Raw genomic sequence first — 23,477 nt, forward strand, 5'->3', positions numbered from 1 at the left:
TAGAAAAAATTAGAATCAGCTGTATAGACCGGCGTTTAGATAACAGATTTACCCACAGCTTGAAAAATTACCCATACTCGCGGGACAGCGGCTAAACTAAAACCAAAGGCGGTCTCAAAGGAGTGCCCGGTTTATGTTTCGTGTCCGTCCCATCGAGCATCGTGATTTCGATACCCTCCACGCCATCGCCGTCGAGTCCGGGGCCGGATTTACCTCACTGCCGGATGATCCGACACTGCTCAGGCGTAAAATAGAGAACTCCATTGAAACGCTGGCCCGCCCCGATACCGCGCCTGGTCCCGAGACTTACCTGTTCGTGCTGGAGGCCACAGACAGCGGCGAAGTGGTGGGTACCTGTGGGATTACCGCGGCCGTTGGCCTGGATATGCCCTTTTATCACTACCATGTCGGCACTCTGGTGCACTCCTCCCGTGAACTGGAGATCTATAACGAGTTCAAGGTTCTGAACCTGTGCAACGATTACACCGGCAGCTCCGAGCTGTGTACGCTCTACCTTCGTCCGGATGTGCGCCAGGGCGGCCTTGGCCGACTGCTCTCCAAGTCCCGTTTTCTGTTTATCGCCCAGCATCCCGGCCGGTTCGACGACCGGGTTATTGCTGAGATGAGAGGATTCACTGATGAGAGTGGCAGCAACCCCTTCTGGGAAGGACTCGGACGCCGTTTTTTTTCGATGGATTACGACCGTGCCGATTACCTGACCGGGTCAGGTAACAAGGTTTTTGTGGCTGAACTGATGCCGCGCCACTCGATCTATATCCACCTGTTGCCCGAGTCGGCACAGGCGATCATCGGCAGGGTGCACCCCAATACAGAACCGGCCTGCCGTATGCTGGAGAGCGAGGGGTTTCGATTTGAAGACTACATCGATATCTTCGATGCAGGTCCTACTCTGGCCGCTCGACGAAGCGATATACGAGCCATACGCGACTGCCATACCTATGAAGTCAAAATCAGCACTGCGGGACAGGCTGAACCCGGGCCGCTCTATCTGGTCGCCAACGGCCGGACGCTGGGATTTCGCTGTATTTCCGCCCAAGTGCAACTCGGCGCGAAGCAGGTGAGCCTGTCACCAACCGAAGCCAGAGCGCTGGAGATCACCGAAGGTGACCGGGTCGCCTGCGTACCGCTTAACCCTTGAGCCCGGCCACCTTCAACGGCAGGAGAATTTCACACTCCAGGCCTCCGTCAGGATGGTTACGCAGCATCAGCGTCCCGCTCAGGCGCTCGATCGCCCGACGTGTGATACTCAATCCCAGGCCAAACCCCTCGATTGACTCACTTTGGCCACGAAAGAAAGGCTCGGTCAATCGATCCAGTATCGACTCGTCCACCCCAGGCCCTTGATCGCGCAGCAAAATACGGACCTGATCCGGGGCTTCCGCTCGGGCAGACAACAGGATGCATCCTCCGGCAGGCGTATACTTGGCCGCGTTACTCAACAGATTGCCGAGTGCGCGCTGTAGCAGACTCTGATTCAGAGTCAGCTCAAGGTCTGCGGGCACGATATCCAGCACCAGTTCACGCTCCGGCTGGAAATAGGCCAGATCCTCAGCCAGCTCATTACACAGCGCGACTACACGAAAAGGCTCACCCCGGGGGGAGGCCTGATCCAGCCGCGACAGCGACAGGATCTCTCCGATCAACTCATCCAGACGTTCACACTCGTGGTTAATCCGCGCAACGGCCCTATCGCCTTCGCCCAGACGCTGTTCGGCCAGCCCCGCAGCCACCTGCAACCTGGCCAGCGGGGCACGCAGTTCATGGGACACGTCCTGCAGCAGGCGCTGCTGGGCAGTCAGTGTACGCTCTACGTAGGCGGCCATCTGGTTGAACTCCCGGGACAACTCGCCAATCTCGTCACTGCGCTCGCTCAACCGGCCGCTGGCACGGCTGGCCAGGTTCTGGTGGTAATACAGCTCCTTGGCATGACGACACAGCTGGTTAATCGGCCGCACAATCATCCAGCTCAGTAACAGCGCAGCCAGCGCCGATACCAACAACACCAATACGGCCTGTAATGAGAACAGAAACCCCAGTAAACGCTTGATATAAAACCCTTCCGGCGGCGCAGGCACCACGGCCGTCAGAGCCTGACCCTGCCAGGTTTCCTCAAGCGGATAGCGAATACCGCGTGCACCCTTGGGTATCCGCCCCTCCGGCCCGATCAAAACCTGCTTGTCCTCAGTAATAATCCAGAGTGGAAGCCGCCGGTGAAACCGGTGCTCATGATGCTCGTCACGCTCCGGCTGCTGATAACGCTCCAGCATGAGCGCAGCCTGCGCCCGCGCTTTGGTCTCGAGCAGTTCCAGGCTTTGCCGTTTGTCGGTGACGGTCAATAAACCAACCAGCACAGCACCGGTTCCGGCAGCGCTCACCAACCAGATAATCAGGAAAATCTTCCAAAACAGCCGTTTATACCAGCCCCCTCGGATCCCGCTCTGGGCCCTCCGTTTCAGGCTGGACAGTCTACGCCCAACGGTCATGACGACTCCCGCACAAACTGGTAACCCTGGCCGCGAATGGTTTTAATCAGAGCACCCGGATCAGCGACCCACGGCGAGAGCTTCTGCCTCACCCGACTGACATGAACATCCAGCGCCCGGTCATAGGCGGTCAGCTTACGGTGCAACACCAGCTCGGTCAGTTGCTCCTTACTCATGACACGCCCCGCGCTGGCCATCAGATAAGCCAGTACATTGAACTCAGCGCTGGTCAGCTCCACCGGTTCTCCGGCCACTGTTACCGTGCGCAAGCCTGGATCCAGGCGCACACCTTCAAGCTCAATAACCCCGGAGGGGAACAGCTCGCCACGCTCCGGTGCCGTTGCGCCGGCCCTTCTCAATACGGCGCGCACCCGGGCCAGCAACTCCCGGGGGTTACAGGGTTTAGGCAGGTAGTCATCGGCTCCCATCTCAAGCCCAAGAATCCGGTCGATCTCATCGCCGCGCCCGGTCAGCATGACCACCGGTATCTGAATGCGGGGCCGTAACTGCTGTAGCAACTCCAAACCGCTTAACCCCGGCATCTGGATATCCAGCACCATAAGATCAAAGTTTTCACCCCCGGCAAACCGCTGCTGCGCCGCCTCAGCGCTGTGGCAGGCTGTTACCCGGTACCCTTCATGCTGCAGGTAATCCGTGAGCAGATCACACAGGGCCTGGTCGTCATCCACCAACAGCAGACGTTCATTCATCTTTGTTACTCCAACTTTCACCTCACGACCTATATTAAGCGTTTACTGGTCGATTGCGTTTCCCTTTACCAAACTTTACCCGCCGCTAACCCAACTTATCAGGCGATATGCGCATACTGAACCCATCAAAAGAGACACAAACAGGAGCGTTCACAATGTCGACTACAAACAAACGTAAATGGGTTATCGCCGGCCTGGCCGCCACACTGGTGGCAGGCTCAACCATAGGCATCGCCGTCGCCCACGAGCGGGGCGATCGCGGCGAGCGTTTTGCCCGGATGCTGGAGCTGAGCCCGGAACAGCAGACACAGATGCAAAGCCTGTGGGAGCAAAAAATGGAAGCCCGTGATGCAAAGCAGGCGCAATCACCACGCGGCGCGATGATGGCGCTGGACCCGCGTTCCGACAGTTTTCAGGCCGATGTGGATAAGTTGATTGAGCAGGCCCAGGCCCGGGTGGAAGAGCGCATTCGCCAGCACGCGCAGATGCGCGAGCAGATGAGCGAGATCCTTACTGACGCGCAGTACGACAAGCTGCAGACCATGATGGCCAAACGCGGCGAACATTATGGCAAGAGCTTCGAATCTTATCATGGTGGTGACAAGGGGTGGGGCAGGCACCACGATGGCGACGGACGCAACTGCCGTTAAAACGGCCTATCGGGTTCGATTCTAACAACACCACACGCCCAAAAAACCCCGACCGGTCAGGATCGGGGTTTTGCTGTTGCGGCGCGTTTTACACGAATCACACGACCACTTTTATTTTATTTACTCGATCCGCTCAAAGATCAGGTCCCAGACGCCGTGACCCAGCTTTTCACCGCGCTTCTGGAATTTAGTGACCGGCCGCCAATCGGGCTGCGGTGAGTACTCTCCCTCGCCCGCACTGTTGCGAAAACCGTCCGCGACAGACATAACCTCCATCATATGTTCGGCATAGTTTTCCCAGTCCGTCGCCATATGGAAGGTTCCGCCCAGACTCAACTTGCGACGGATGGCCTGCGCGAACTCAGGCTGGACAATACGTCGTTTGTGGTGACGCTTCTTGGGCCAGGGGTCCGGGAAGAAAAGCTGCACCCCCGCCAGGCTATTATCAGGGATGCACTGCGCCAGTACTTCGACAGCATCATCACAATAGACGCGTATATTATCGAGCCCCTCCTCCCGAACGCGGGCCAGCAAACGTCCCACACCCGGCGGGTGCACTTCGATACCGATAAAGCCCTTTTCAGGAGCCCTGCGCGCCATCTCGATCAGCGAATCCCCCATACCAAACCCGATCTCCAGAACCACCGGTTTGGGCTCCCCAAACAGGGTATTCAGATCCAAACGCCCGCCGGAAAGCTCAAGGCCGTAGAGCGGCCAGTTCTCTTTCAGTGCCCGCTCCTGCCCTTCGGTCATACGTCCGGCACGGACAACAAAGCTACGCACGTTCCGCATCGGACGCGGCTGCTGTTCTGTTTCGCTCATCAATCCAGGTTCTCAAACAGCTGCGGGACGGCTGATGCCGCCCCGGGTCATCAATTAATCAGGCCACTCGTCGGTGAAGAGGCACTGGCATAGGCTCGGCGCGGCATGCGACCTGCCAGGTAGGCTTCACGCCCGGCCTCCACGGCTTTGCGCATGGCGCTGGCCATCAATACCGGTTTCTGCGCGGCCGCGATGGCGGTATTCATCAGCACACCAGCGCACCCCATCTCCATGGCGACGGCCGCATCGGACGCTGTACCCACGCCCGCATCGACGATGATCGGCACCTGAGCCTCTTCCATGATCAGACGAATATTGTGGGGATTTACGATCCCCAGTCCTGAGCCGATCAGCGAGCCCAGCGGCATCACCGCCACGCATCCGATCTCTTCAAGACGCTTGGCAACAATCGGATCATCATTGGTGTAAACCATCACCTTGAAGCCGTCCTTAACCAGGGTTTCAGCGGCGGAGAGAGTTTCCACAATATTGGGGTAGAGGGTTTTTTGATCGCCCAACACTTCCAGCTTAACCAGATCATGACCATCCAGCAGTTCACGCGCCAGCCGACAGGTACGCACCGCATCATCAGCGCTGTAGCAGCCCGCCGTGTTGGGCAGAATAGTGTACTTATCGGGGCTCACCACATCCAGCAGATTAGGCTCATCCGGGTTCTGGCCGATATTGGTGCGGCGTACAGCAACGGTGACGATTTCCGCACCACTGGCGGTGATCGCCTCTCCGGTTTCCTGCAGATCCTTGTATTTGCCGGTACCTACCAGCAAACGGGATCCATATGATTGTCCGGCGATAACCAGTTCATCTTTCTGCGGCTGATCTGACATTTGATAATCCTGCGTTGCTATTCAGTTCATGAGAGTCAATTCAAGGAAACCCCACGGAGGCCCGCTCAACCGCCTCCGATGGCATGCACCACCTCAACCTGATCACCCGCCTTGAGCGCGGTGGTCGGGTGTTCGCTGCGCGGGACAATTTCCATGTTCAGCTCGATGGCGATCCGTTTGCCGGCCAAACCCAGCTGATCAATCAGATCGCTGAGACTCGTACACTGACTGGCATCGAACGCTTCACCGTTGACCTGTATCTGCATGCTTTTTACCCCCAGTAAACAGCGCGGTGGCCAGAGCCAGCCAACCGCCCATCAAAGAAAGTCCGCCTATGGGCGTCACGATCCCCAGATAGTGGACACCGGTGCCCGCTAAGAGGTAGAGACTGCCGCTGAACAGCAGAATCCCCAGTAGAAACAGCGCGCCACTAAGCGCCAGCAGCGGATGCCTGCGCCGTTGCATCAGCAATCCCACCGCCAGCAACGCCAGCACATGGTAAAACTGATAGGTCACCCCGGTTTGAAATACATCCAGCATTCGGGCCGAGAGCTGGTCGCGTAAACCATGTGCGGCAAAGGCTCCGAGCGCTACGGAAAGGGCGCCAAGCAGGGCAGCACAGCCAAGTATCAAACGGGCGGACATCCACGACTCCGGTTCACGGCTTTCGGATGGGTGCATAGTATACGCGTTGACGGGGCGGGAAAAAAACAAGGCCGTCCGGGCTGATTGCCCGACGGCCTTGCTGGGATCAGAAAACGATCAGGCAGCCAGCGTCATTGCGGCTTTGATCTTTTTCATGGCGTTCTTCTCCAACTGACGGATCCGCTCGGCGGATACACCATACCTGTCAGCCAGATCATGCAGAGTTGCTTTCTCTTCGCTGAGCCAGCGCTGCATCAGAATATCCCGGCTACGCTCGTCCAGCGACTCCAGCGCTCCCATCAGCTGACGCTGGGAGCTTTGTTCCCAGTCAGCCGCCTCCAGCTGAGCTGCCGGATCACCACTGTGATCCTCCAGATACCCAGCCGGTGCCTGATAGGCGTTGTCGTCATCGCTGTCGGTGGGCGCATCAAAGGCGGTATCGGTGGAGGCCAGCCGACCTTCCATCTGACGCACAGCCTTAACATCAACGCCCAGGTCTGCCGCCACTGCCTCAACTTCATCATTGCTCATCCAGCCCAGTCCTTTTTTCTGCGAGCGCAGATTAAAGAACAGCTTGCGCTGAGCCTTGGTGGTAGCGATTTTGACAATCCGCCAGTTACGCAGGATAAATTCGTGCATCTCGGCTTTGATCCAGTGTACGGCGAAAGAAACCAACCGCACGCCCATGGTCGGATCAAAGCGTTTGACCGCCTTCATCAAGCCCACGTTGCCTTCCTGAATCAGGTCGCCCAGTGGCAGACCATACCCCGTATAGCTACGCGCAATATGCACCACGAAACGCAGGTGGGACATAACCAGTTGACGCGCAGCCTCCAGATCATTTTGATAATGCAGCCTTTCGGCCAGCTCCCGCTCCTCCTCTGCTGTGAGGATCGGGATAGTGCTCACGCTCTGCACATAGGCTTCGACATTGCGGCCTGGTGAGAGTTGTTCGACAACTTGTAAGCTCGTGCCCATTGAAGGAGTGACCTCACTATAAATCCAGAAGGATTGAAACCTGTATTACGACCGCGTTAACGAACCGAAGTTCCCAGTACCTGAACACTTCAGTCAGCTATCGGACAGGAAAAAATAGCGTTTGAAGACAAGAAACGCAAGGGGTTCAGCCCGGTTCTATATCGCGTAAGTGACGTCCCACCGCAAGCCAGGCCCCGCCAAGCCCCAGCAACAGCCCGACAGCCAACAGCAGGCTCGACTCGGACAGTTCCAGCCCATGTACCACAAAGCCATTGAGGTAAAGCGCCGCCAGCGCCTGCACCGGTTCACTGATCAGTGCCAGCGCCAACTGCGCCAGTAACCACGCCAACACGGCACCAAACAGGCCATACCAAAGTCCACTATAAAGAAACGGCCGCCGCACCCAGGCGTCAGTCGCACCCACCAGTTTGCTGACCAGAATTTCATCCCGTCGGCTCTCGATGGTCATGCGTACGGTGTTACCCACTACCAGCAACACCGTCAACGACAACAGACCGCCCAATACCCAGGCACCCCGCTCGGCCAGTGCCATAAAGGCGGCCAGTCGACGCACCCACTCCATATCCAGGCGCGCCTCTTCCACCTCCGGCAATGCGGCCATCTCCTGCTGGATCGCCTCCAGCTGGTCAGGCTCACGGGTGGAGGGCATGAGAATAATCACCGCCGGCAGCGGGTTCTCGTCGAAGAACTCAAGCAGATCGTCAAAACGGGTATAAGCGCGAAAATCCTCCAGCCCCTTTTCCGGACTGATCAGCTCCACCGAACGCAGATCATCACGCAGCAGCAACGTGCGACTGAGCTGATCCAGTCGCTCCGGCGCAACACCGACCTCCAGATAGAGAGAGATATGCGGATCGGTCTCCAAACCGGCCGTAAGCTGATCCAGGTTTTTCAGCGCGGAGAAGATAAACGCCGGCAGGGCCAGAGCGATCGCTAAAACAGCCAAAGTCATCAGCGACGCCAGCGGCGTAACCAATAGCCGGGCCAACGCTTGATTGGACACTCGATAATGGTTGCGGGACCAACTGCGAACACGGTCCCCAAGACCCACACGATGCTGGACCGCACCCCGTTTCTGCTCGCGTTTAGCCGCCATCCGACACCAGCCTTCCATCCTTGAGAACCAGTACCCGATGATGCAGACGATTGATCAGCGATAGATCATGGCTGGCAATCAGTACCGTGGTTCCGATCCGGTTAAATTGCTCGAACAGGTGCATGATATCCTCCGACAGCGCCGGATCCAGGTTACCGGTGGGCTCATCGGCGAGCAGTAGTTTGGGCTTGTGAACAATCGCACGGGCAATCCCCACCCGCTGCTGCTCCCCACTGGACAACGTCACCGGGTTGAGCTTCTCCCGGGAAAGTAGCCCCACTTTATCGAGCGCAGCTCTGACCCGTCGCGCGGCATCCACCGGATCGTAACCCGAGATCTGCAGAGGCAGCGCCACATTATCGAAAACACTGCGATCAAACAGTAATTGGTGGTTCTGAAAAACCACACCGATATGGCGTCGATGATAGGGAATCTGCTTGCGTGGCAAGCGGGCCAGATCCTGCTCACCGACCCAGACTTCACCGCGGCTGGGCCGCTCCATCAGCATAATCAGCTTCAGCAGGGTACTTTTACCCGCCCCCGAGTGACCGGTCAGAAACGCCAGCTCACCCGAATCCAGGTCAAAATTGAGCCCCTTGAGGGCATCATGGCCATTGGGGTAACGCTTGCCGACGTTACTGAAGCGGATTGCGGTCATTAGAAACAGTCCAAGGGTCAGTCAAACAGGGCCTGAACGAACTCATCCGCCTCAAAGGGTCGCAGATCATCCACCTGCTCGCCAACCCCGATAAAGCGGATCGGCAGACCAAACTGCTTGGCGATGGCGAAGATGATCCCGCCCTTGGCCGTACCATCAAGCTTGGTCAGGGTGATGCCGGTAACACCTACAGATTCCTTGAACTGCTTGGCTTGGCTGATGGCGTTTTGGCCGGTACCGGCATCAAGCACAAGCATCACCTCATGGGGTGCACTCGGGTCCAGCTTCTGCATCACGCGGACAACCTTCTGCAGCTCCTGCATCAGGTTATCCTTATTCTGCAAGCGACCGGCGGTATCGGCGATCAATACATCGACCTCACGGGACTTGGCTGCCTGCAGCGCATCAAACAGCACCGATGCGGAATCCGCGCCGGTATGCTGAGCAATAACCGGAACGTTGTTACGCTCACCCCAAACCTGGAGCTGCTCCACCGCGGCGGCACGGAAGGTATCACCCGCCGCCAGCATGACCGACTTACCCTCGCTCTGATAGCGCTTGGCCAATTTGCCGATGGTAGTGGTTTTGCCGACCCCATTAACGCCGACCATCAGGATCACGGCTGGGGTCTTGTCGGCGGGCAGTAGCAGTGGATGCTCAACGCCGCCCAGGAGATCACCCAACTCCTCTTTCAGCGCTTCGCGCAGCGCCTCCGGATCCTTGAGCTGCTTGCGTTCAACACGATCGGTCAGGCGGGTAACAATCTCTGTGGTGGCTTCAACCCCCACATCCGCCATCAGCAACAGGGTCTCTATCTCTTCAAGCAGATCATCATCGATCTCCTTGGCGCCCATAAACAGGTTGCCAAGCTGCTCGGTCAAGCCCGCCTTGGTGCGGCTCAATCCACTCTTGATCCGATCGAACAGTCGCTTTTTCTGAACTTCCGGTTGCTCGGCAACAGCCTGTTGCGTTGCAGCTTCAGCTTCGGCTTTTGCCGCCGCTTCCGCCTGCTCTTTGGCTTCTCGCTCAGCCTTGGCCTTGGCTTCAGCCTCTGCTTGCGCCTGGGCTTCCAGCTCAGCCTGCCGTGCCGCTCCCTCTTCAGCCTGACGTGCGGCCAGCGCGGCTTTCTCTGCGGCCTCCTGCTCCTGACGAGCCTGCTGTTCCCGCGCGTCCTGCTCCGCCTTGAGCCTGGCGGCCTCCTCAGCCTCAGCTGCGCGTTCCGCCCGGGCCTGCTCCTCAGCAGCCGTCTGTTGACGCGCCTGCTCGTCAGCACGCGCTTTCTCGGCCGCGTCCGCCTCGGCTTTTTCTCGCACGACTCGCTCAACTTCGGCTTCGGCTTCGGCTTCGGCTTCGGCAACTGGAGCATCAGCCTGGGGTTCAACATCCGCTACCTTACTCTCGACCGCGTCTTGATCAGCTTTTTCAGTGGTCGGTGGTTCCGAGGGGGCCTCATTCTTATCCTCGACAGGCTCCGGCTTGGAGCGCAGGGCAAGAACAAGCAGGGTGATCAGGACCAGTGCGCCAGCGGCATAGGGCAAAAGCGACGGATCAAGACCGTTTTCTTGCATCCAGGTATAAAGAGCATCCATATATTCTGTAGTATCCGGGTAGCTGAGTGCTTCAACCGGCCAGACCGGTACGAAACATCGTTCAAAGAATTCGAAGCGCGCTATCTTACCATAGCGCGGTTATTACCCAACCAGAGGATGGGAAAAGGCCGTGCCGTCGCCCAAGTACAAACCACTGTTTAATCGCCGCTATCTGCTGATCCTGGTCTGGGTGTTGCCGGTGGTGATTTTGCTGCTTCACCAGTACGCCGCGCAACCTTCAGCGCTTGAAAACCTGTCCTGGGATAGCCGCCGTCAGCACTATCTGATGCCAGCAGAAAACAGCCCGTCACGACTGGAGCTGTTGCTGCCAAGAACCGCAACCCTCAATGACACCGACTGGATCGAAACCTCGGTAGCTCAGCAGGCTCTTCAGGCCCGAATCAGTGAACCGGATGTCCAGACACTGCTCGACCAACAGCAGTGGCAGCTGTCAGTGTCGAGTCAGCCGGCCTTCACGCTGCTGCAGCTCTCCTTTACCGAACCGCCCGAGCAGGAAGCGACAACCCGCTTGCTGAACCTGCTGCGAGAACAACCCTACTTCGATTGGCGTAGCGCCCGTGACAGGCTTCAGGCACAGCGTTACCTGGCGTCTCAAAGCGCTCAATCGCACTTACTTTCCGCTTTTGGTGAAAAACTCCCACGCCCCGATCGCAGCATCGAAAGCCTCTATAGTCGCCTGTGGTGGACCGAGCCGCGCCGCCTTTTGATCGCCCAGGGCGATGCGAGCATAACCGATCGCCCCCCTCAAGCCGCTCCGCCACCTAACCGGGACTGGAACCCGGGAGAATTCGCGCTTTCGACAGCTGAACTGCGCGGCCGAAGCAGCGATCAATGGCGGCTATTGGGCCAGCCACTGAATGCCCCGACCAACGGCACCGAGCTTGCCCATCAACGCCTCGTGGCGGAGTTGGTCTCGCTACTGCTTCCTACCCTGTTCCGGCAACAGGAGGACTACCGGTGGCTCTGGCAACCTTTGCTGGGCGGGGGCTATCAGGCACTGATCTGGAAAGGACGCCAGCTGGACCGGACGATGCTGGGGCAGTATCTGGCTGCTGAGCTCGACGCCGGTATTCTGGCAAAGGCCCAAGATCGCTTGCTGACCAGCCTGACGCGGATCGAGCAAAGTCAGCCCGAACAATGGCTGCACCTGGTTGCACTCTACCGCCTGCCGCTGGACAGCCACCGCGCCTTTCGCGATACACTAAACCAAATTGATCTGGAGCAGGCCCGTACTCTGATCACCGAGCTGCTACCGCCCGACGACAGCTTCTACCTCTACTACACCGACAGGACGACTCCATGAGCCGACGCCGTAACCCATCGCAAAATAATCATGTTCGCCCGGAGTTGGCGGAGGTCAGAATTATTGGCGGTGACTGGCGTAGCCGGCGTATCGAATTTCCAGCCACCAACGGTCTGCGTCCGACTCCAGACCGCGTGCGCGAGACACTGTTCAACTGGCTGCAGGGCGTCACCGAGGGCGGACGCTGCCTGGACCTCTGCGCCGGCAGCGGCGCATTGGGGCTGGAGGCGCTGTCCAGAGGCGCGGCCAGCGTCACCTTCGTAGAAGCGTCAGCATTGGTCGCCCGGGCACTGAAAGACAACCTTTCACGGCTCAAGGCCCAGAACAGTGAAGTGATCAACAGTGACGCGTTGAGCTGGCTGGAATCTCGCCCCGAGGATGAAGCCGAGCGTTTCGACCTGGTCTTCATGGACCCGCCCTTTCGTCAAAACCTGGTGGTTCCCCTGTGCCAACTGTTGGAACAGCGCAATCTGCTGGCTGAGCGCGCCATGGTGTACGTGGAGTGTGAACGCGAGCTCGAGCTGCCACCGATGCCCTCCAAGTGGGAGCTATATCGCGAAAAGCACGCCGGACAGGTTAGCTACCGTCTGTATGAGCTGACATCACAGGCCTAACGCTCAGACCATCGATTTCTTGAGGCTGCGTAACCCTTCCAGATCGATCGCAATCAGATAATCGGTCAATAGCCGCAGGTCATAGCGCTGTGGCATGGTCAGCCAGAGATCCAGCGCCCCCACCAGACTGATCAGCAGGCTGGCACTGATTTGGTCAAGGTCAAGCTTTTTGCGCAGCTGCTTCTGTTTTTTGGCCTGTTTGAGAAAGTAGTGCAGATACGCCTGCCAGCTTTCCACCTCAGCATCCAGCTGCTCACTCAGCGGTTGCAACGCCGGTGATGAGCGACGCCCATAGTGGAACAGCCGGTAGGCCTGCTGCGCCTGAGGGTCCTCGGCCAGCGCTCGCAAACTTCCCCGAATAAACCCTTCCAGCGCACCGAGGGCATCCTGCTGAACCGCCTGACGCTGCTCCAGATAGTGCGGCTCAAACGGGATCAGGGTTTGCTGGTGCACCTGAGTCAGCAGGTGCTGCTTGTTACGAAAATGCCAATACATCGCCCCATGTGTCACCCCGGCTTGCGTCGCAATCTCTTTCATGGTGACCGCATCCGCTCCCCGCTCTGCGAACAGCTCAAGCGCCGTCGTCAGTAACGCCTGTCGTGTTTCCTCTGCCTCTTCCCGGCTCCGCCTGACCAACCTACCCTCCCCTGAAAACATCCATATTGCCTGAACCGCTGCCTGAAATTACGCCCAGGCCCTGTGCGAATCAAGCACAGCACCTATAGTGTCACAGTAATGTCACACATAGCCGTTGCAATCACTATCGGTGGCTACAAAATAGCCTCTTATATATCCATATAAAATAAAGGATATTGTTTTTTATAACTTTTGTATAAATGCAGATTCCATTAATCTATTTGTACGCTTCTGGCAATTCGGCTAACATCCGCGCCTGAAGGAAGTCAAAGATCGTATCGCGCTCGTGTGCGGTGCATTCACCGACTTTCTGCAGGAGGCTTCGTCACGGGCCGGCAAGGTTCGTCACCGCGGTCTAGCTCAGAAAAGGTAAAGGACAGCGCCTGTAATGAATACGGTAGTCTATCCCGGCACATTCGATCCGATTACGAATGGTCACACAGATCTGGTCGAGCGCGCCTCCCGCCTGTTTGATCGCATAGTCGTGGCTGTCGCCGATAGCCCGAAAAAAGGGCCCGCTCTGCCGCTGGAGTTGCGCGTGGAACTGGCCCGCAAGGCACTGGCTCATCTCGACGGGGTGGAAGTCGTCGGGTTTGACTGTTTGCTGGCCGACTTTGTACGCCAGCTCGGTGCCAATGTGATCCTGCGTGGCCTGAGGGCCGTATCGGATTTCGAGTATGAGTTCCAGCTCGCCAACATGAACCGGAAACTGGCACCCGATGTGGAAAGCCTGTTTCTGACACCGGCGGAAAGCCTGTCGTTTATCTCCTCTACGCTGATTCGGGAGATTGCCTCGCTGGGCGGGGATATCGACAAGTTTGTGCATCCCGCCGTATCCGATGCACTGAAGCAGCACTACAAGGCCTAAATTAAACCCAGTCTGTCATTGAGGTAGCCAGCATGGCATTGATGATTACCGATGAATGCATCAACTGTGATGTATGCGAACCGGAATGCCCTAACGAGGCGATCTCTCCCGGGGAAGAGATCTACGAGATCGATCCGAACAAATGTACTGAGTGCGTCGGCCACTACGACACACCGCAGTGCGTTGAGGTTTGCCCGGTGGATTGCATTCCCAAGGATCCCGATCACGTGGAAACCGAAGATCAGCTGATGAATAAGTACCAGAAGCTGATCCAGGGCTAACCCGCCCGGCGATGTAGAACGGCAGGCAAAGACCTGCCGTTTTTCTTTTTACGGCCGGTCTAGAGCCGTATTTCGGCCAGGCGTTGCGCCAGGCCAAACTCCCGGTCCATCCACTGCCCGACCAGATTCTCTCCCACCAGATGGTGGGCATACTGCATATGCAGGCAGCGCACCTTGTCCCACTGGGCGATTCCGCCAATACCATAGCGGTTAAACAGGTCGGTAAAACCCAGCACCTCTATTCGGGCACGATCAGCCGGATCCATCCGCCGCCAGCGCTCATCGGCATAGGCCTGCTGCTGCTCCAGATATCTCTGACGCAGTTCCACATCCTCAACCAGCCGCTGCTCGATTCGTTTGACTGCGCCAGCGGTTTCGATTTCTGCAATCCAGTGATGCAGATCTCGCGAACAGAGCCAATACAGCGTGGGAAACGGTTGATCATCCACCAGCGAACGCATCTGCAGTACCAGTGGCACGCCCTGCTCGGAACTGCGGGCGATACCGACTATCCCGCGGGGCTTACGCCCAAGCTGGGTCTCAATAAGTGTCAATTGTTGTTCGGTTGGCTGCATCGAGTTCACTTCAATCATTGTTCAGACATGCGCATAGTCATCACCCGCGCCTAACCAGCGCTTGATCAGGGATTGGCATAATCCGGAGTCCGCGTCCAATACCGCAGCGGCCTGCTTGATCTTGGGCAGCAAGGCGCTATCACGTTGCAGGTCCGCTATTTTGAAGGCCATCATCCCTGTCTGACGTGTTCCCAGCACTTCACCGGGGCCACGCAGTTCGAGATCTTTCTCAGCGATACGAAAACCATCGCTGCTCTCGCGCATCACGGCCAAACGCTCTCGGCCCTGTTGAGAGAGGGGCGCATGATACATAAGCACGCAGAAACTCTCGACCGAACCACGGCCTACGCGTCCACGCAGCTGGTGGAGTTGCGCCAGCCCTAGCCGTTCCGGATTTTCGATAATCATCAGGCTGGCGTTGGGCACATCCACGCCCACCTCAATGACCGTGGTTGCGACCAGCAAATCCAGCTCGGCAGCTTTGAAACGTGCCATTTCCGAGGCTTTCTCAGTCGCTTTCAAACGCCCATGCACCAGCCCTATGCGCAGTTCAGGCAGGGCCTCCCGCAGCTGTTCGGCGGTCACCTCCGCCGCCTGACACTGTAACGCTTCCGACTCTTCAATCAGGGTGCAGACCCAATACGCCTGACGTCCTTCCGCACAAGCCTGCCGCACGCGCTCAATCACTTCCTGACGTCGTCCATCGGCGATCACCACCGTGTTGACCGGCGTCCGCCCGGGCGGTAGCTCGTCAATAATTGAACAATCAAGGTCCGCATAGGCGCTCATGGTCAGCGTCCGTGGAATGGGCGTCGCCGTCATGATCAACTGATGCGGTGTTCGGTTACCATCGCGCCCCTTCTCCCGCAGCGTCAGACGCTGATGAACACCGAAACGGTGCTGTTCATCCACCACCACCAGCGCAAGATCGGCAAAGTGAACATCCTCCTGAAACAGCGCGTGGGTGCCCACAACGACCTGTGCCTGACCCGATGCCGTTCGCGCAAGTGTTTCACTGCGCGCCTTACCTTTAACCTTGCCGACCAGCCAGTCTACGGTAATACCCAGGGGTTCCAGCCACGCCTTAAAGTTGTTGAAGTGCTGCTCAGCCAGAATTTCAGTGGGCGCCATGACCGCAGCCTGGCTTCCGTTCTCCACCGCCTGTATTGCCGCCAACGCAGCAACCACGGTTTTGCCTGAACCCACATCGCCCTGTACCAGCCGTAACATGGGCACTGCCATGTTCATATCCCGAGCCACTTCCCGGGCCACTCGCAGTTGCGCCCCGGTCAGTTCAAAAGGGAGTCCCGCAAGAAACGGACGGCTGAATTCACCTGTGGGTTTAAGTACGGGAGCCCCCTGTTCACGCAAGCTATGGCGAATCTTTAACAGTGAAAGGTGGTGGGCCAGAAGCTCCTCAAACGCCAGTCGCGTCTGAGCAGGATGCCGGTGCTCCAGCAGGGCGGCCTGATCGCAGTCCACGGGTGGACAGTGCAGATAGCGAATCGATTCACACAGCGGGGACAAACTCCATTGCCTCAGCAATGTATCGGGCAGTATCTCTTCGATGGCCCCTTTATCCAGCCACTCAAGCGCCTGCATCACCAGGCCTCGCAAACGCCCCTGAGTCAGTCCCTCGGTCAGCGGATAAACCGGCGTCAGCGCATCATCAACGGGCGGCTCGTTGCCGGGGCTCAGTACCCGATACTCAGGATGAACCATCTCCAGCCCGGCCTGACCCGGCCGGACCTCGCCAAAACAGCGCACCCGGGCCCCGTTTCGCAGCGCGTTTTTCTGCGCCGCACTGAAATGGAAGAAGCGCAGGCTTAATGTACCCGTACCATCCTGTAGACGGCACAACAGCATTCGCCTGCGCCCCTGAACAATGTCCCCGGCGGCAATATTGCCCTCCACCACGCCTTCATCACCGGGACGCAGCGAGCCGATGGGTAAGACGCGGGTACGATCCTGATAACGTAGTGGCAGATGCAGCAACAGATCCTGTATCGATGTGATCCCCAGCCGCTGTAACTTGAGCTCCATGGCCGTGCCCACCCCCTTCAGGCGGGTAACCGGCAACGGAGCGGCAACCTCTATATCCATCAAGCGGTTTCAGCCACCGGTGGCTGCTGGTGACACTGCAAAATCGCCTGCATCAGCGCCTCAATCGCCTGCGGTCTGGGGAAACTGGCCCGCCAGGCCAACGCCACGGTGCGGGTCGGCTGAGGGGCCTTGAACGGCCGGGTCGCCACCAGTCCCCGGGAGGGGTGGCCCTCAATAGCGGAAATCGGAAGAACACTGGTACCCAGGCCCGACGCCACCATCATCCGGATGGTTTCCAGTGAGCTTCCCTCGGTAATGGTATGCTGGTTGTGAAAAGACTGGTTCAGCGTCGGGCAGGCCTCCAGCACCTGATCGCGGAAGCAGTGCCCTTCACCCAACAGTAGCATCCTTTCATCGCTGATCTTGTTGGAGTCGATCTCCTTCTCACGAGCCAGCGGATGCTCCTTGGGCATTACCATCATGAATGGCTCATCATAAAGCGCCCGGGTCAGGACATCCGGCTCATGGAATGGCAGCGCGATAATGATCGCATCCAGCTCACCGGTGCGGATTTTTCCCCGCAGCACCTCGGTGAAATTTTCTTCGATATACAGCGGCATCTGAGGTGCCAGTTCCTGCACGCGAGGTACCAACTGCGGAAAAAGATAGGGACCGATGGTGTAGATCGCACCCACGCGCAGTGGAGAAGCGAGCTGATCCTTGCCCTCTTTAGCCATTTCACGGATCGCCTCCGCCTGTTCCAGCACCATCTGCGCCTGGCGCACGATTTTTTCCCCGACCGGGGTTACCCGCACTGCGTTTTTACTGCGCTCAAAGAGGGCAATACCGAGCTCTTCCTCTAACTTTTTGACGGCGATGGAAAGCGTTGGCTGACTGACGTAGCAACGCTCGGCGGCATGTCCGAAATGCTGTTCCTGAGCCAGGGTGACAATATAACGAAGCTCTGTCAGCGTCATGCTGTATCCTCTGTTAAGATGAGCCCGCTTATTCAAAGGAGGCTTTGATGCAACCTATCCGTATATTGATTGCCGGCTGCGGCGACCTGGGTATAGCGCTGGGTCTGAGGCTGGCCAGCGAAAGCACCGAAGTCGTGGGCATGCGGCGTACTATAAACCAGCTCCCAGACCCCATCCAGCCACTGCCGGCGGACCTGACCCAACCTGATACGTTTCCCAACCTACCGGCCTGTGACTATCTGGTCTACTGTGCAGCGGCGAAAAGTCGTGACCCGTCCGTTTATCGGGCCGTTTATGTGGATGGCCTGCACCATCTGCTACGCCAATTACCGCAACCACCCAAGCATCTGTTTCTGACCAGCTCCACCGGCGTTTACGCCCAGTCCGATGGCGAGTGGGTGGACGAATTCAGCCCAACTCACCCGACCAGCGAAACCGGTAAGATTCTGCTGGAAAGCGAATCAATTGCCCTGAACGCGAGCAGCCCGGCAACCGTGGTTCGTTTCTCGGGTATATACGGCCCGGGCCGCACTCACTTGCTGGACCAGGTCCGGGCCGGCATTCAGGCACCGGAGAAACCGCAGCATTACAGCAATCGAATTCACCGGGATGACTGCGCGGGATTCATTCAACATCTGATCGCGTCAGTTGAACAGGGGAAAACACTGGCACCGCTCTATCTGGCCAGCGATGATCAGCCCACGCCGATCAGTGCAGTGACGGGCTGGTTAGCCAAAAAGATGGATGTGACGATTACTGAACAGCGCGAGATACGGCGCGGCGGAAGTAAGCGTTGCAGTAACCTGCGCATGAAAAGTACGGGGTACCGGCTCCGGTACCCCGATTATCAGGCGGGCTTTAACGCATTGCTGGAGGGTACTGCCCCTTAGCTGTTTGCCAGCTCGTTGAGCAGCGCGTGCTGGGCGCTGAAGCGCTCTTCACCCTCGGCGGGCTGATTCAGCGTATAGCTACCGTCGGAGTGCAGCTCCCAGCTTTGACAGTTATCACGCAGGTAATAATCCAGTTCGGAGCGGATCCGCTCAGCATGCTTGCCATACAGCTCAAACCCGGTCTCAACGCGGTTAAGCATATTGCGCTCCATCCAGTCGGCACTGGAGCAGATCACCTTGGCGTCGCCACCGTTAGCAAACCAGTAGACACGGGTATGCTCCAGAAAACGCCCAATGATGGAGCGAACCCGGATATTCTCCGATATACCCTCCAGGCCAGGACGCAGGCGACACATACCCCGGATAATCAGGTCGATCTGTACGCCCGCCTGAGAGGCTTCGTACAGTGAACGAATCAATTTAGGTTCGGTCAGGCCATTCACCTTGATGATGATATGCCCCTTTTTACCCGCCTTAACGTTGCGAATCTCGTTGTTGATCAACTCCACCATCTTCGCATGCAGCGTAAACGGCGCATTGTAGAGCTTCTGCAGCTTTTGAATTTTGCCCATTCCGGTCAGCTGCTGGAAGATCTTATGAACGTCCTCGCCCACTTGCTCATCGGCGGTCATATAACTGTAGTCGGTGTAGAGACGCGCGGTTCCCGAGTGATAGTTACCGGTTCCCAGGTGGCAGTAACGTGCCAGTTGGTTACCTTCACGGCGCACTACCAACATCATCTTGGCGTGGGTTTTATACCCAACCACACCATACACCACCAGACATCCCGCCTCCTGTAAGCGGCTGGCCAACTGCAGGTTACTCTCCTCATCGAAGCGGGCTCGCAGCTCGATGACAACAGTCACCTCCTTCCCTGCCCGCGCAGCCTCAACCAGCGCATTAACGATGTCTGACTTCACACCGGTCCGATAGAGCGTCTGTTTGATTGCCACCACTTCAGAGTCTTTCGCAGCCTGACGCAGCAGATCAACCACCGGTGAGAATGACTGGAACGGATGCAGCAATAACTGATCGTTGCGTTTAAGTACCGCAAAGATATCGTCATTATTCTTCAGTTTGTTGGGCATACCCGGGGTGAACGGGTCCCAGCGCAGATCATTACGCTCCACCAGATCGCGTACGGCCATCAAACGGGTCAGGTTGACCGGACCACCCACCCGATAGATATGGGCTGCCGGCAGCTTGAACTCCTCCTGCAGGAACTCGATCAAGTGCTCCGGTGTGCGGCTGTCTACCTCAAGACGCACCGCATCACCGAACTTGCGCGAGTGCAGTTCGCCGCGCAGGGTGCGCGCCAGATCTTCAATCTCTTCAAAGTCGAACGTTAAGTCCGCGTTGCGGGTAATGCGGAACTGGAAGCAGCCCTCCACCTTCATGCCGGGAAACAGCGTATCGGCAAACTCGTGGATAATGGAGGAAAGGAAGATCAGGTTATCCCCACCGCTGCATAACTCATCAGGCAACCGAATGAGACGGGGCAGCGAACGCGGCGCCGGAATAATCGCCATGCCCGTTTCGCGACCAAAAGCGTCTTTGCCATCCAGCTCGACAATAAAGTTCAGGCTCTTGTTGACCAAGCGCGGGAAGGGGTGGGACGGGTCCAGTCCGATCGGGCTGATCACCGGCACCAGCTTCTCGTTGAAGTACTCCTCCACCCAGGCGCGCTGTTCTTTTGTCCAGGCGCCACGACGGTGGAAATGAATGCCCTCCCGCTCCAGTGCAGGCAGCATGATTTCGTTGAGAATCCGGTACTGACGCTCAACGTTGACTTCGCAGATCTCCCGAATCTTTTCCAGCACCTTCTGCGGGTGCATGGCATCGGGCCCTACCGCTTCGCGACCATATTTGAGCTGACGCATCTGTTCAGCGACACGAATCTCGAAAAACTCGTCCAGATTACTGGAGAAAATCAGCAGGAACATCAGACGTTCAAGCAACGGCTGTTTTTCGTCCAGAGCCTGCTCAAGAACCCGGACGTTGAACTGCAGGTGACTCAGCTCTCTGTTGATGTAGAGCTCAGACGCCTTCAAATCCACCGGAGGCGCTTCTATCGGATCGATAGTGGGCAGGCTCTCCCGGCTGTCTCTCAGGGCAACCGTAGCCTCACAGGTGAGATCCTGATCCGTCGCCTCGCTCATATCCACCGCTCCTGATTGTGCTTGTTGTTCCATAATTCTCTCGCTAAATCGCTATCAGGCATTGAGTAGTTTAGCCGCACGCACTGCAAAATAAGTCAGAATGCCATCAGCGCCCGCCCGCTTGAATGCGAGCAGCGACTCAAGCATCACCGACTCCTCATCCAACCAGCCGTTCTGGAACGCCGCCATATGCATCGCGTATTCACCGCTGACCTGGTAAGCAAACGTGGGTACTTTTAGCTCAGTTTTGACGCGCCGGACGATATCCAGATAGGGCATCCCCGGCTTAACCATAACCATGTCGGCGCCTTCTGCCAGATCCAGAGCAACCTCATGGAGCGCCTCATCGCTGTTCGCCGGATCCATCTGGTAATTAAACTTATTCCCTTTACCCAGATTACCCGCTGATCCGACAGCATCGCGGAAAGGCCCGTAGTAGGCACTCGCATACTTGGCTGAGTAAGCCATTATGCGTGTATTGACGAAGCTATTGTCCTCCAGTTCATCACGAATCTGGCCAATACGACCATCCATCATATCGCTGGGCGCAACCACATCAGCACCGGCCTGAGCGTGTGACAACGCCTGACGTACCAGTGTCTCGACCGTGATATCGTTGAGTACATAACCGCGCTCATCGATGATGCCGTCCTGACCGTGAGTGGTGAACGGATCCAGCGCAACATCGGTGATTACCCCGATTTCAGGTACCGCATCCTTGATCGCACGTACAGCACGCTGAGCCAGACCATCCGGGTTGTAGGCTTCTTCTGCCAGTTCCGACTTCGCACTGACTGGCGTGACCGGGAACAGAGCCACTGCCGGAATACCCAGCGCCGCGACCTCCCGCACCTGCTCTACAAGCAGATCGATACTCAGCCGCTCCACACCGGGCATGGATGCCACTGCTTCCCGCTCGCCCTGCCCCTCGATGACGAACATCGGATAGATCAGATCGTCCGGAGTCAAACGACTCTCCCGCATCAGTCGGCGGGAGAAATCATCCGCTCGCATCCGGCGCATACGGGTATCGGGATAAAAGCGTTGGCTGTTGTTAAAGGTCACTGTGGGTATCTCTCTTTCAGGTTTACATTGGACGACAACATGATGACAACGGGATGAAACACGCTTAAAGAACATCAGGGTCTGTTAAGAGCAAGTGTATAACCTACGCTGCCCGGCTGAAATACAGATCGGCACCGATAGCAGGTTGCCAACACATGCCCTTACAAAAAACACCGGATTGGTCAAAATTAGGAAAAACTCCTATATCCATCTCAGCGCCAATAACCATAATAGGACCCATGGATCTCCTGTTCAGGGATTGAATATCGGATGGCTCGATTCGCACTAAAGGAAGGCAGGACGCACGCAGGACGCATTTAGAGCAGTGCAAGGAACCAGGAAGCCAGTGAAGGGGCGTATGAAGGATCATACGCCCCTTTGTTTTTTCAAATCACAAGAATCCGAAAACTGCTCACGAATTGTCGACAGTTTTTGTTGAGCACAAAACAGGTTAGCTTTGACGGGACATCAATGCCTCAGAAGCGCGTTGCTCTCTCACCTCCAGCGGCAGCTCACTCCATAGCCTGTCCGCCAAACACTCCATTGGCTCGTGTCGGCCGGCCAGAATCCAATCCACCAGTGCACCTGCTGTATCAGGCCAGTTAATGGGCACTGGAGAGCCCTGTTCCAGCCACTCCGCGATGGCTGAGCTATCCAGCTGACGCATAATAGTCGCGCGCCCCAGCTGCTCAAGCGCAGCCGCATTTGCCGCCTGCTCCACTTGGTTACGCAGTGGTTTAACCAGCAGTTTTTTACCGGCCTGCAGCGCTTCACTGCACAGCCCGAATCCGGCATTGGCGATTACCCCACCGCAACGCGCCAAATCCTCCTGGAATCCCAAACGTGAAAACGGCTTGATCCATAGATTTTCGGTACGAACCTCTTCTTCCACAGCCGCATAGATCACAAAGCAAAACTGTTCGAACTCACGCAATCGATAGCGGATTTCATCCAGGGACTCAAACGGTAGATATACCAGGACATTCTCCGCGACCACCGGCAGCGACGCCGGCGCCGGTTCAATCAGCGGTGGCAGGATAGGATGACCAAAGTGATGCCAGTGAACACCGACCTCCAGCTGGGCCGGTGCGATCGATTTCATCGCGGGTTTCAGCCAGGGTGCGGATTCAGTGCCGGGAACCCGGTGATAAAAGGCGTACTGATGGGCAATACCGACGCTGGGCACCTTTTGTAACCGAGCCGCCCAGGCGGTCACCGGCTCGAAATCAGTGATCACCAGATCGTATCCGCTCAAGTCCAGCTTACGCACGTCCTGCCACAACCGCAGCAGATTATTTTTCCAGGCCGTCTTCAGCAACTTGACCCGCCCGGCATCGGTGATCAGCGTCAGTCCCTGACGCGTCTGGTAGTCACCGAAGGGCTCCATATTGAAGTAACGATCCGGTGCCCGCCCGCTGAACAGATAGTCAACACTCACTCCGGCCTTGTTGAAGGCCGTGGACATGACTCGCGCACGGGTCGTGTGACCGTTACCGGTGCCCTGAACCCCATACAGAATACGCATAG

At 57.4% G+C, this 23,477-nt stretch carries 24 protein-coding genes; 7 read left to right on the forward strand and 17 right to left on the reverse strand.

Going from position 1 to position 23,477, the window contains the following annotated elements; translation table 11 throughout:
- The first annotated feature begins 133 nt into the window (after nucleotides 1–133).
- The gene (astA, locus tag G403_RS0107285) at nucleotides 134–1,159 is read left to right on the forward strand and encodes an arginine N-succinyltransferase (protein WP_027853406.1); all 1,026 of its coding nucleotides are present in this window, start codon (nucleotides 134–136) and stop codon (nucleotides 1,157–1,159) included.
- Here astA and G403_RS22565 read toward each other — a convergent pair.
- Together G403_RS22565 and G403_RS0107295 are read right to left on the reverse strand one after the other, a co-directional pair.
- On the reverse strand, nucleotides 1,149–2,504 hold the full coding sequence (locus G403_RS22565; RefSeq protein WP_051298692.1) for a HAMP domain-containing sensor histidine kinase: 1,356 nt from the start codon (nucleotides 2,502–2,504) through the stop codon (nucleotides 1,149–1,151). The two genes, astA and G403_RS22565, sit on opposite strands and share 11 nt — an antisense overlap.
- Nucleotides 2,501–3,214 carry a response regulator transcription factor gene (locus G403_RS0107295; RefSeq protein WP_027853407.1) on the reverse strand — a complete coding sequence of 238 codons (714 nt, stop codon included), beginning with the start codon at nucleotides 3,212–3,214 and terminating at the stop codon, nucleotides 2,501–2,503. The genes G403_RS22565 and G403_RS0107295 overlap by 4 nt, the downstream gene beginning before the upstream one ends.
- Before the next feature lie 155 nt (nucleotides 3,215–3,369).
- Here G403_RS0107295 and G403_RS0107300 point away from each other — a divergent pair, with 155 nt between their 5' ends.
- Entirely contained in the window at nucleotides 3,370–3,864 is a 495-nt protein-coding gene (locus G403_RS0107300) for a Spy/CpxP family protein refolding chaperone (RefSeq protein WP_027853408.1), read from the forward strand.
- A gap of 120 nt (nucleotides 3,865–3,984) precedes the next feature.
- On the opposite strand, the gene trmB is transcribed toward G403_RS0107300, so the two are convergent.
- From trmB to ftsY, 8 genes are all read right to left on the reverse strand, one after another.
- Complete coding sequence (trmB, locus tag G403_RS0107305; protein ID WP_027853409.1) at nucleotides 3,985–4,686, reverse strand: tRNA (guanosine(46)-N7)-methyltransferase TrmB; 702 nt, start codon at nucleotides 4,684–4,686, stop codon at nucleotides 3,985–3,987.
- 50 nt (nucleotides 4,687–4,736) lie between these two features.
- On the reverse strand, nucleotides 4,737–5,531 hold the full coding sequence (locus tag G403_RS0107310) for a thiazole synthase (protein ID WP_027853410.1): 795 nt from the start codon (nucleotides 5,529–5,531) through the stop codon (nucleotides 4,737–4,739).
- Nucleotides 5,532–5,596: 65 nt separating this feature from the next.
- Nucleotides 5,597–5,797: a sulfur carrier protein ThiS gene (thiS, locus tag G403_RS0107315; RefSeq protein ID WP_027853411.1), complete on the reverse strand. Its 201-nt coding sequence runs from the start codon at nucleotides 5,795–5,797 to the stop codon at nucleotides 5,597–5,599.
- Entirely contained in the window at nucleotides 5,775–6,176 is a 402-nt protein-coding gene (locus G403_RS0107320) for a DUF423 domain-containing protein (RefSeq protein ID WP_027853412.1), read from the reverse strand. Before G403_RS0107320 ends, thiS begins: the two co-directional genes overlap by 23 nt.
- Before the next feature lie 117 nt (nucleotides 6,177–6,293).
- Nucleotides 6,294–7,154, reverse strand: a complete 861-nt coding sequence (rpoH, locus tag G403_RS0107325) for an RNA polymerase sigma factor RpoH (protein ID WP_027853413.1) — start codon at nucleotides 7,152–7,154, stop codon at nucleotides 6,294–6,296.
- Between the two features lie 145 nt (nucleotides 7,155–7,299).
- Nucleotides 7,300–8,271: a permease-like cell division protein FtsX gene (gene ftsX / locus G403_RS0107330; RefSeq protein WP_027853414.1), complete on the reverse strand. Its 972-nt coding sequence runs from the start codon at nucleotides 8,269–8,271 to the stop codon at nucleotides 7,300–7,302.
- Nucleotides 8,261–8,929, reverse strand: coding sequence for a cell division ATP-binding protein FtsE (gene ftsE, locus G403_RS0107335; protein ID WP_027853415.1), 669 nt, complete (start codon nucleotides 8,927–8,929; stop codon nucleotides 8,261–8,263). Before ftsE ends, ftsX begins: the two co-directional genes overlap by 11 nt.
- Nucleotides 8,930–8,946: 17 nt before the next feature.
- Nucleotides 8,947–10,518: a signal recognition particle-docking protein FtsY gene (ftsY, locus tag G403_RS0107340; RefSeq protein ID WP_084403970.1), complete on the reverse strand. Its 1,572-nt coding sequence runs from the start codon at nucleotides 10,516–10,518 to the stop codon at nucleotides 8,947–8,949.
- A gap of 130 nt (nucleotides 10,519–10,648) precedes the next feature.
- On the opposite strand from ftsY, the gene G403_RS0107345 reads away from it, so the two are divergent.
- Together G403_RS0107345 and rsmD are read left to right on the forward strand one after the other, a co-directional pair.
- Nucleotides 10,649–11,842, forward strand: a complete 1,194-nt coding sequence (locus G403_RS0107345) for a hypothetical protein (protein WP_027853417.1) — start codon at nucleotides 10,649–10,651, stop codon at nucleotides 11,840–11,842.
- The gene (gene rsmD, locus G403_RS0107350) at nucleotides 11,839–12,456 is read left to right on the forward strand and encodes a 16S rRNA (guanine(966)-N(2))-methyltransferase RsmD (RefSeq protein WP_051298694.1); all 618 of its coding nucleotides are present in this window, start codon (nucleotides 11,839–11,841) and stop codon (nucleotides 12,454–12,456) included. Before G403_RS0107345 ends, rsmD begins: the two co-directional genes overlap by 4 nt.
- A gap of 3 nt (nucleotides 12,457–12,459) precedes the next feature.
- On the opposite strand, the gene G403_RS0107355 is transcribed toward rsmD, so the two are convergent.
- On the reverse strand, nucleotides 12,460–13,092 hold the full coding sequence (locus tag G403_RS0107355) for a TetR family transcriptional regulator (protein WP_027853419.1): 633 nt from the start codon (nucleotides 13,090–13,092) through the stop codon (nucleotides 12,460–12,462).
- Nucleotides 13,093–13,480: 388 nt separating this feature from the next.
- Here G403_RS0107355 and coaD point away from each other — a divergent pair, with 388 nt between their 5' ends.
- A complete protein-coding gene (coaD, locus tag G403_RS0107360) occupies nucleotides 13,481–13,960 on the forward strand; it encodes a pantetheine-phosphate adenylyltransferase (RefSeq protein ID WP_027853420.1) in 480 nt (159 codons plus the stop codon).
- Nucleotides 13,961–13,992: 32 nt separating this feature from the next.
- Nucleotides 13,993–14,241 carry a YfhL family 4Fe-4S dicluster ferredoxin gene (locus G403_RS0107365; RefSeq protein ID WP_027853421.1) on the forward strand — a complete coding sequence of 83 codons (249 nt, stop codon included), beginning with the start codon at nucleotides 13,993–13,995 and terminating at the stop codon, nucleotides 14,239–14,241.
- 59 nt (nucleotides 14,242–14,300) lie between these two features.
- Here G403_RS0107365 and G403_RS0107370 read toward each other — a convergent pair whose 3' ends face one another.
- Genes G403_RS0107370 through G403_RS0107380 form a run of 3 tightly spaced genes read right to left on the reverse strand, consistent with a single transcriptional unit; the run spans nucleotide 14,301 to nucleotide 17,836 of the window.
- Entirely contained in the window at nucleotides 14,301–14,816 is a 516-nt protein-coding gene (locus G403_RS0107370) for a DUF501 domain-containing protein (RefSeq protein ID WP_027853422.1), read from the reverse strand.
- A gap of 21 nt (nucleotides 14,817–14,837) precedes the next feature.
- Nucleotides 14,838–16,919 (reverse strand): ATP-dependent DNA helicase RecG, encoded by a 2,082-nt coding sequence (recG, locus tag G403_RS0107375; RefSeq protein ID WP_027853423.1) that lies wholly within the window; start codon nucleotides 16,917–16,919, stop codon nucleotides 14,838–14,840.
- Nucleotides 16,919–17,836, reverse strand: coding sequence for a hydrogen peroxide-inducible genes activator (locus G403_RS0107380; RefSeq protein ID WP_027853424.1), 918 nt, complete (start codon nucleotides 17,834–17,836; stop codon nucleotides 16,919–16,921). Before G403_RS0107380 ends, recG begins: the two co-directional genes overlap by 1 nt.
- Before the next feature lie 47 nt (nucleotides 17,837–17,883).
- Between G403_RS0107380 and G403_RS0107385 the strand changes: the two genes are divergently transcribed.
- Nucleotides 17,884–18,726 carry an SDR family oxidoreductase gene (locus G403_RS0107385; RefSeq protein WP_027853425.1) on the forward strand — a complete coding sequence of 281 codons (843 nt, stop codon included), beginning with the start codon at nucleotides 17,884–17,886 and terminating at the stop codon, nucleotides 18,724–18,726.
- Here G403_RS0107385 and ppk1 read toward each other — a convergent pair.
- From ppk1 to G403_RS0107405, 3 genes are all read right to left on the reverse strand, one after another.
- The gene (gene ppk1 / locus G403_RS0107390) at nucleotides 18,723–20,885 is read right to left on the reverse strand and encodes a polyphosphate kinase 1 (protein WP_027853426.1); all 2,163 of its coding nucleotides are present in this window, start codon (nucleotides 20,883–20,885) and stop codon (nucleotides 18,723–18,725) included. The genes G403_RS0107385 and ppk1 overlap by 4 nt on opposite strands.
- Before the next feature lie 54 nt (nucleotides 20,886–20,939).
- Nucleotides 20,940–21,950, reverse strand: coding sequence for a porphobilinogen synthase (gene hemB, locus G403_RS0107395; protein ID WP_027853427.1), 1,011 nt, complete (start codon nucleotides 21,948–21,950; stop codon nucleotides 20,940–20,942).
- Between the two features lie 451 nt (nucleotides 21,951–22,401).
- Nucleotides 22,402–23,475: an MJ1255/VC2487 family glycosyltransferase gene (locus G403_RS0107405; protein ID WP_027853428.1), complete on the reverse strand. Its 1,074-nt coding sequence runs from the start codon at nucleotides 23,473–23,475 to the stop codon at nucleotides 22,402–22,404.
- Between the last annotated feature and the right edge of the window lie 2 nt (nucleotides 23,476–23,477).

The organism is Marinobacterium litorale DSM 23545 (assembly GCF_000428985.1).
In the GTDB taxonomy this organism is placed as follows: domain Bacteria; phylum Pseudomonadota; class Gammaproteobacteria; order Pseudomonadales; family Balneatricaceae; genus Marinobacterium_D; species Marinobacterium_D litorale.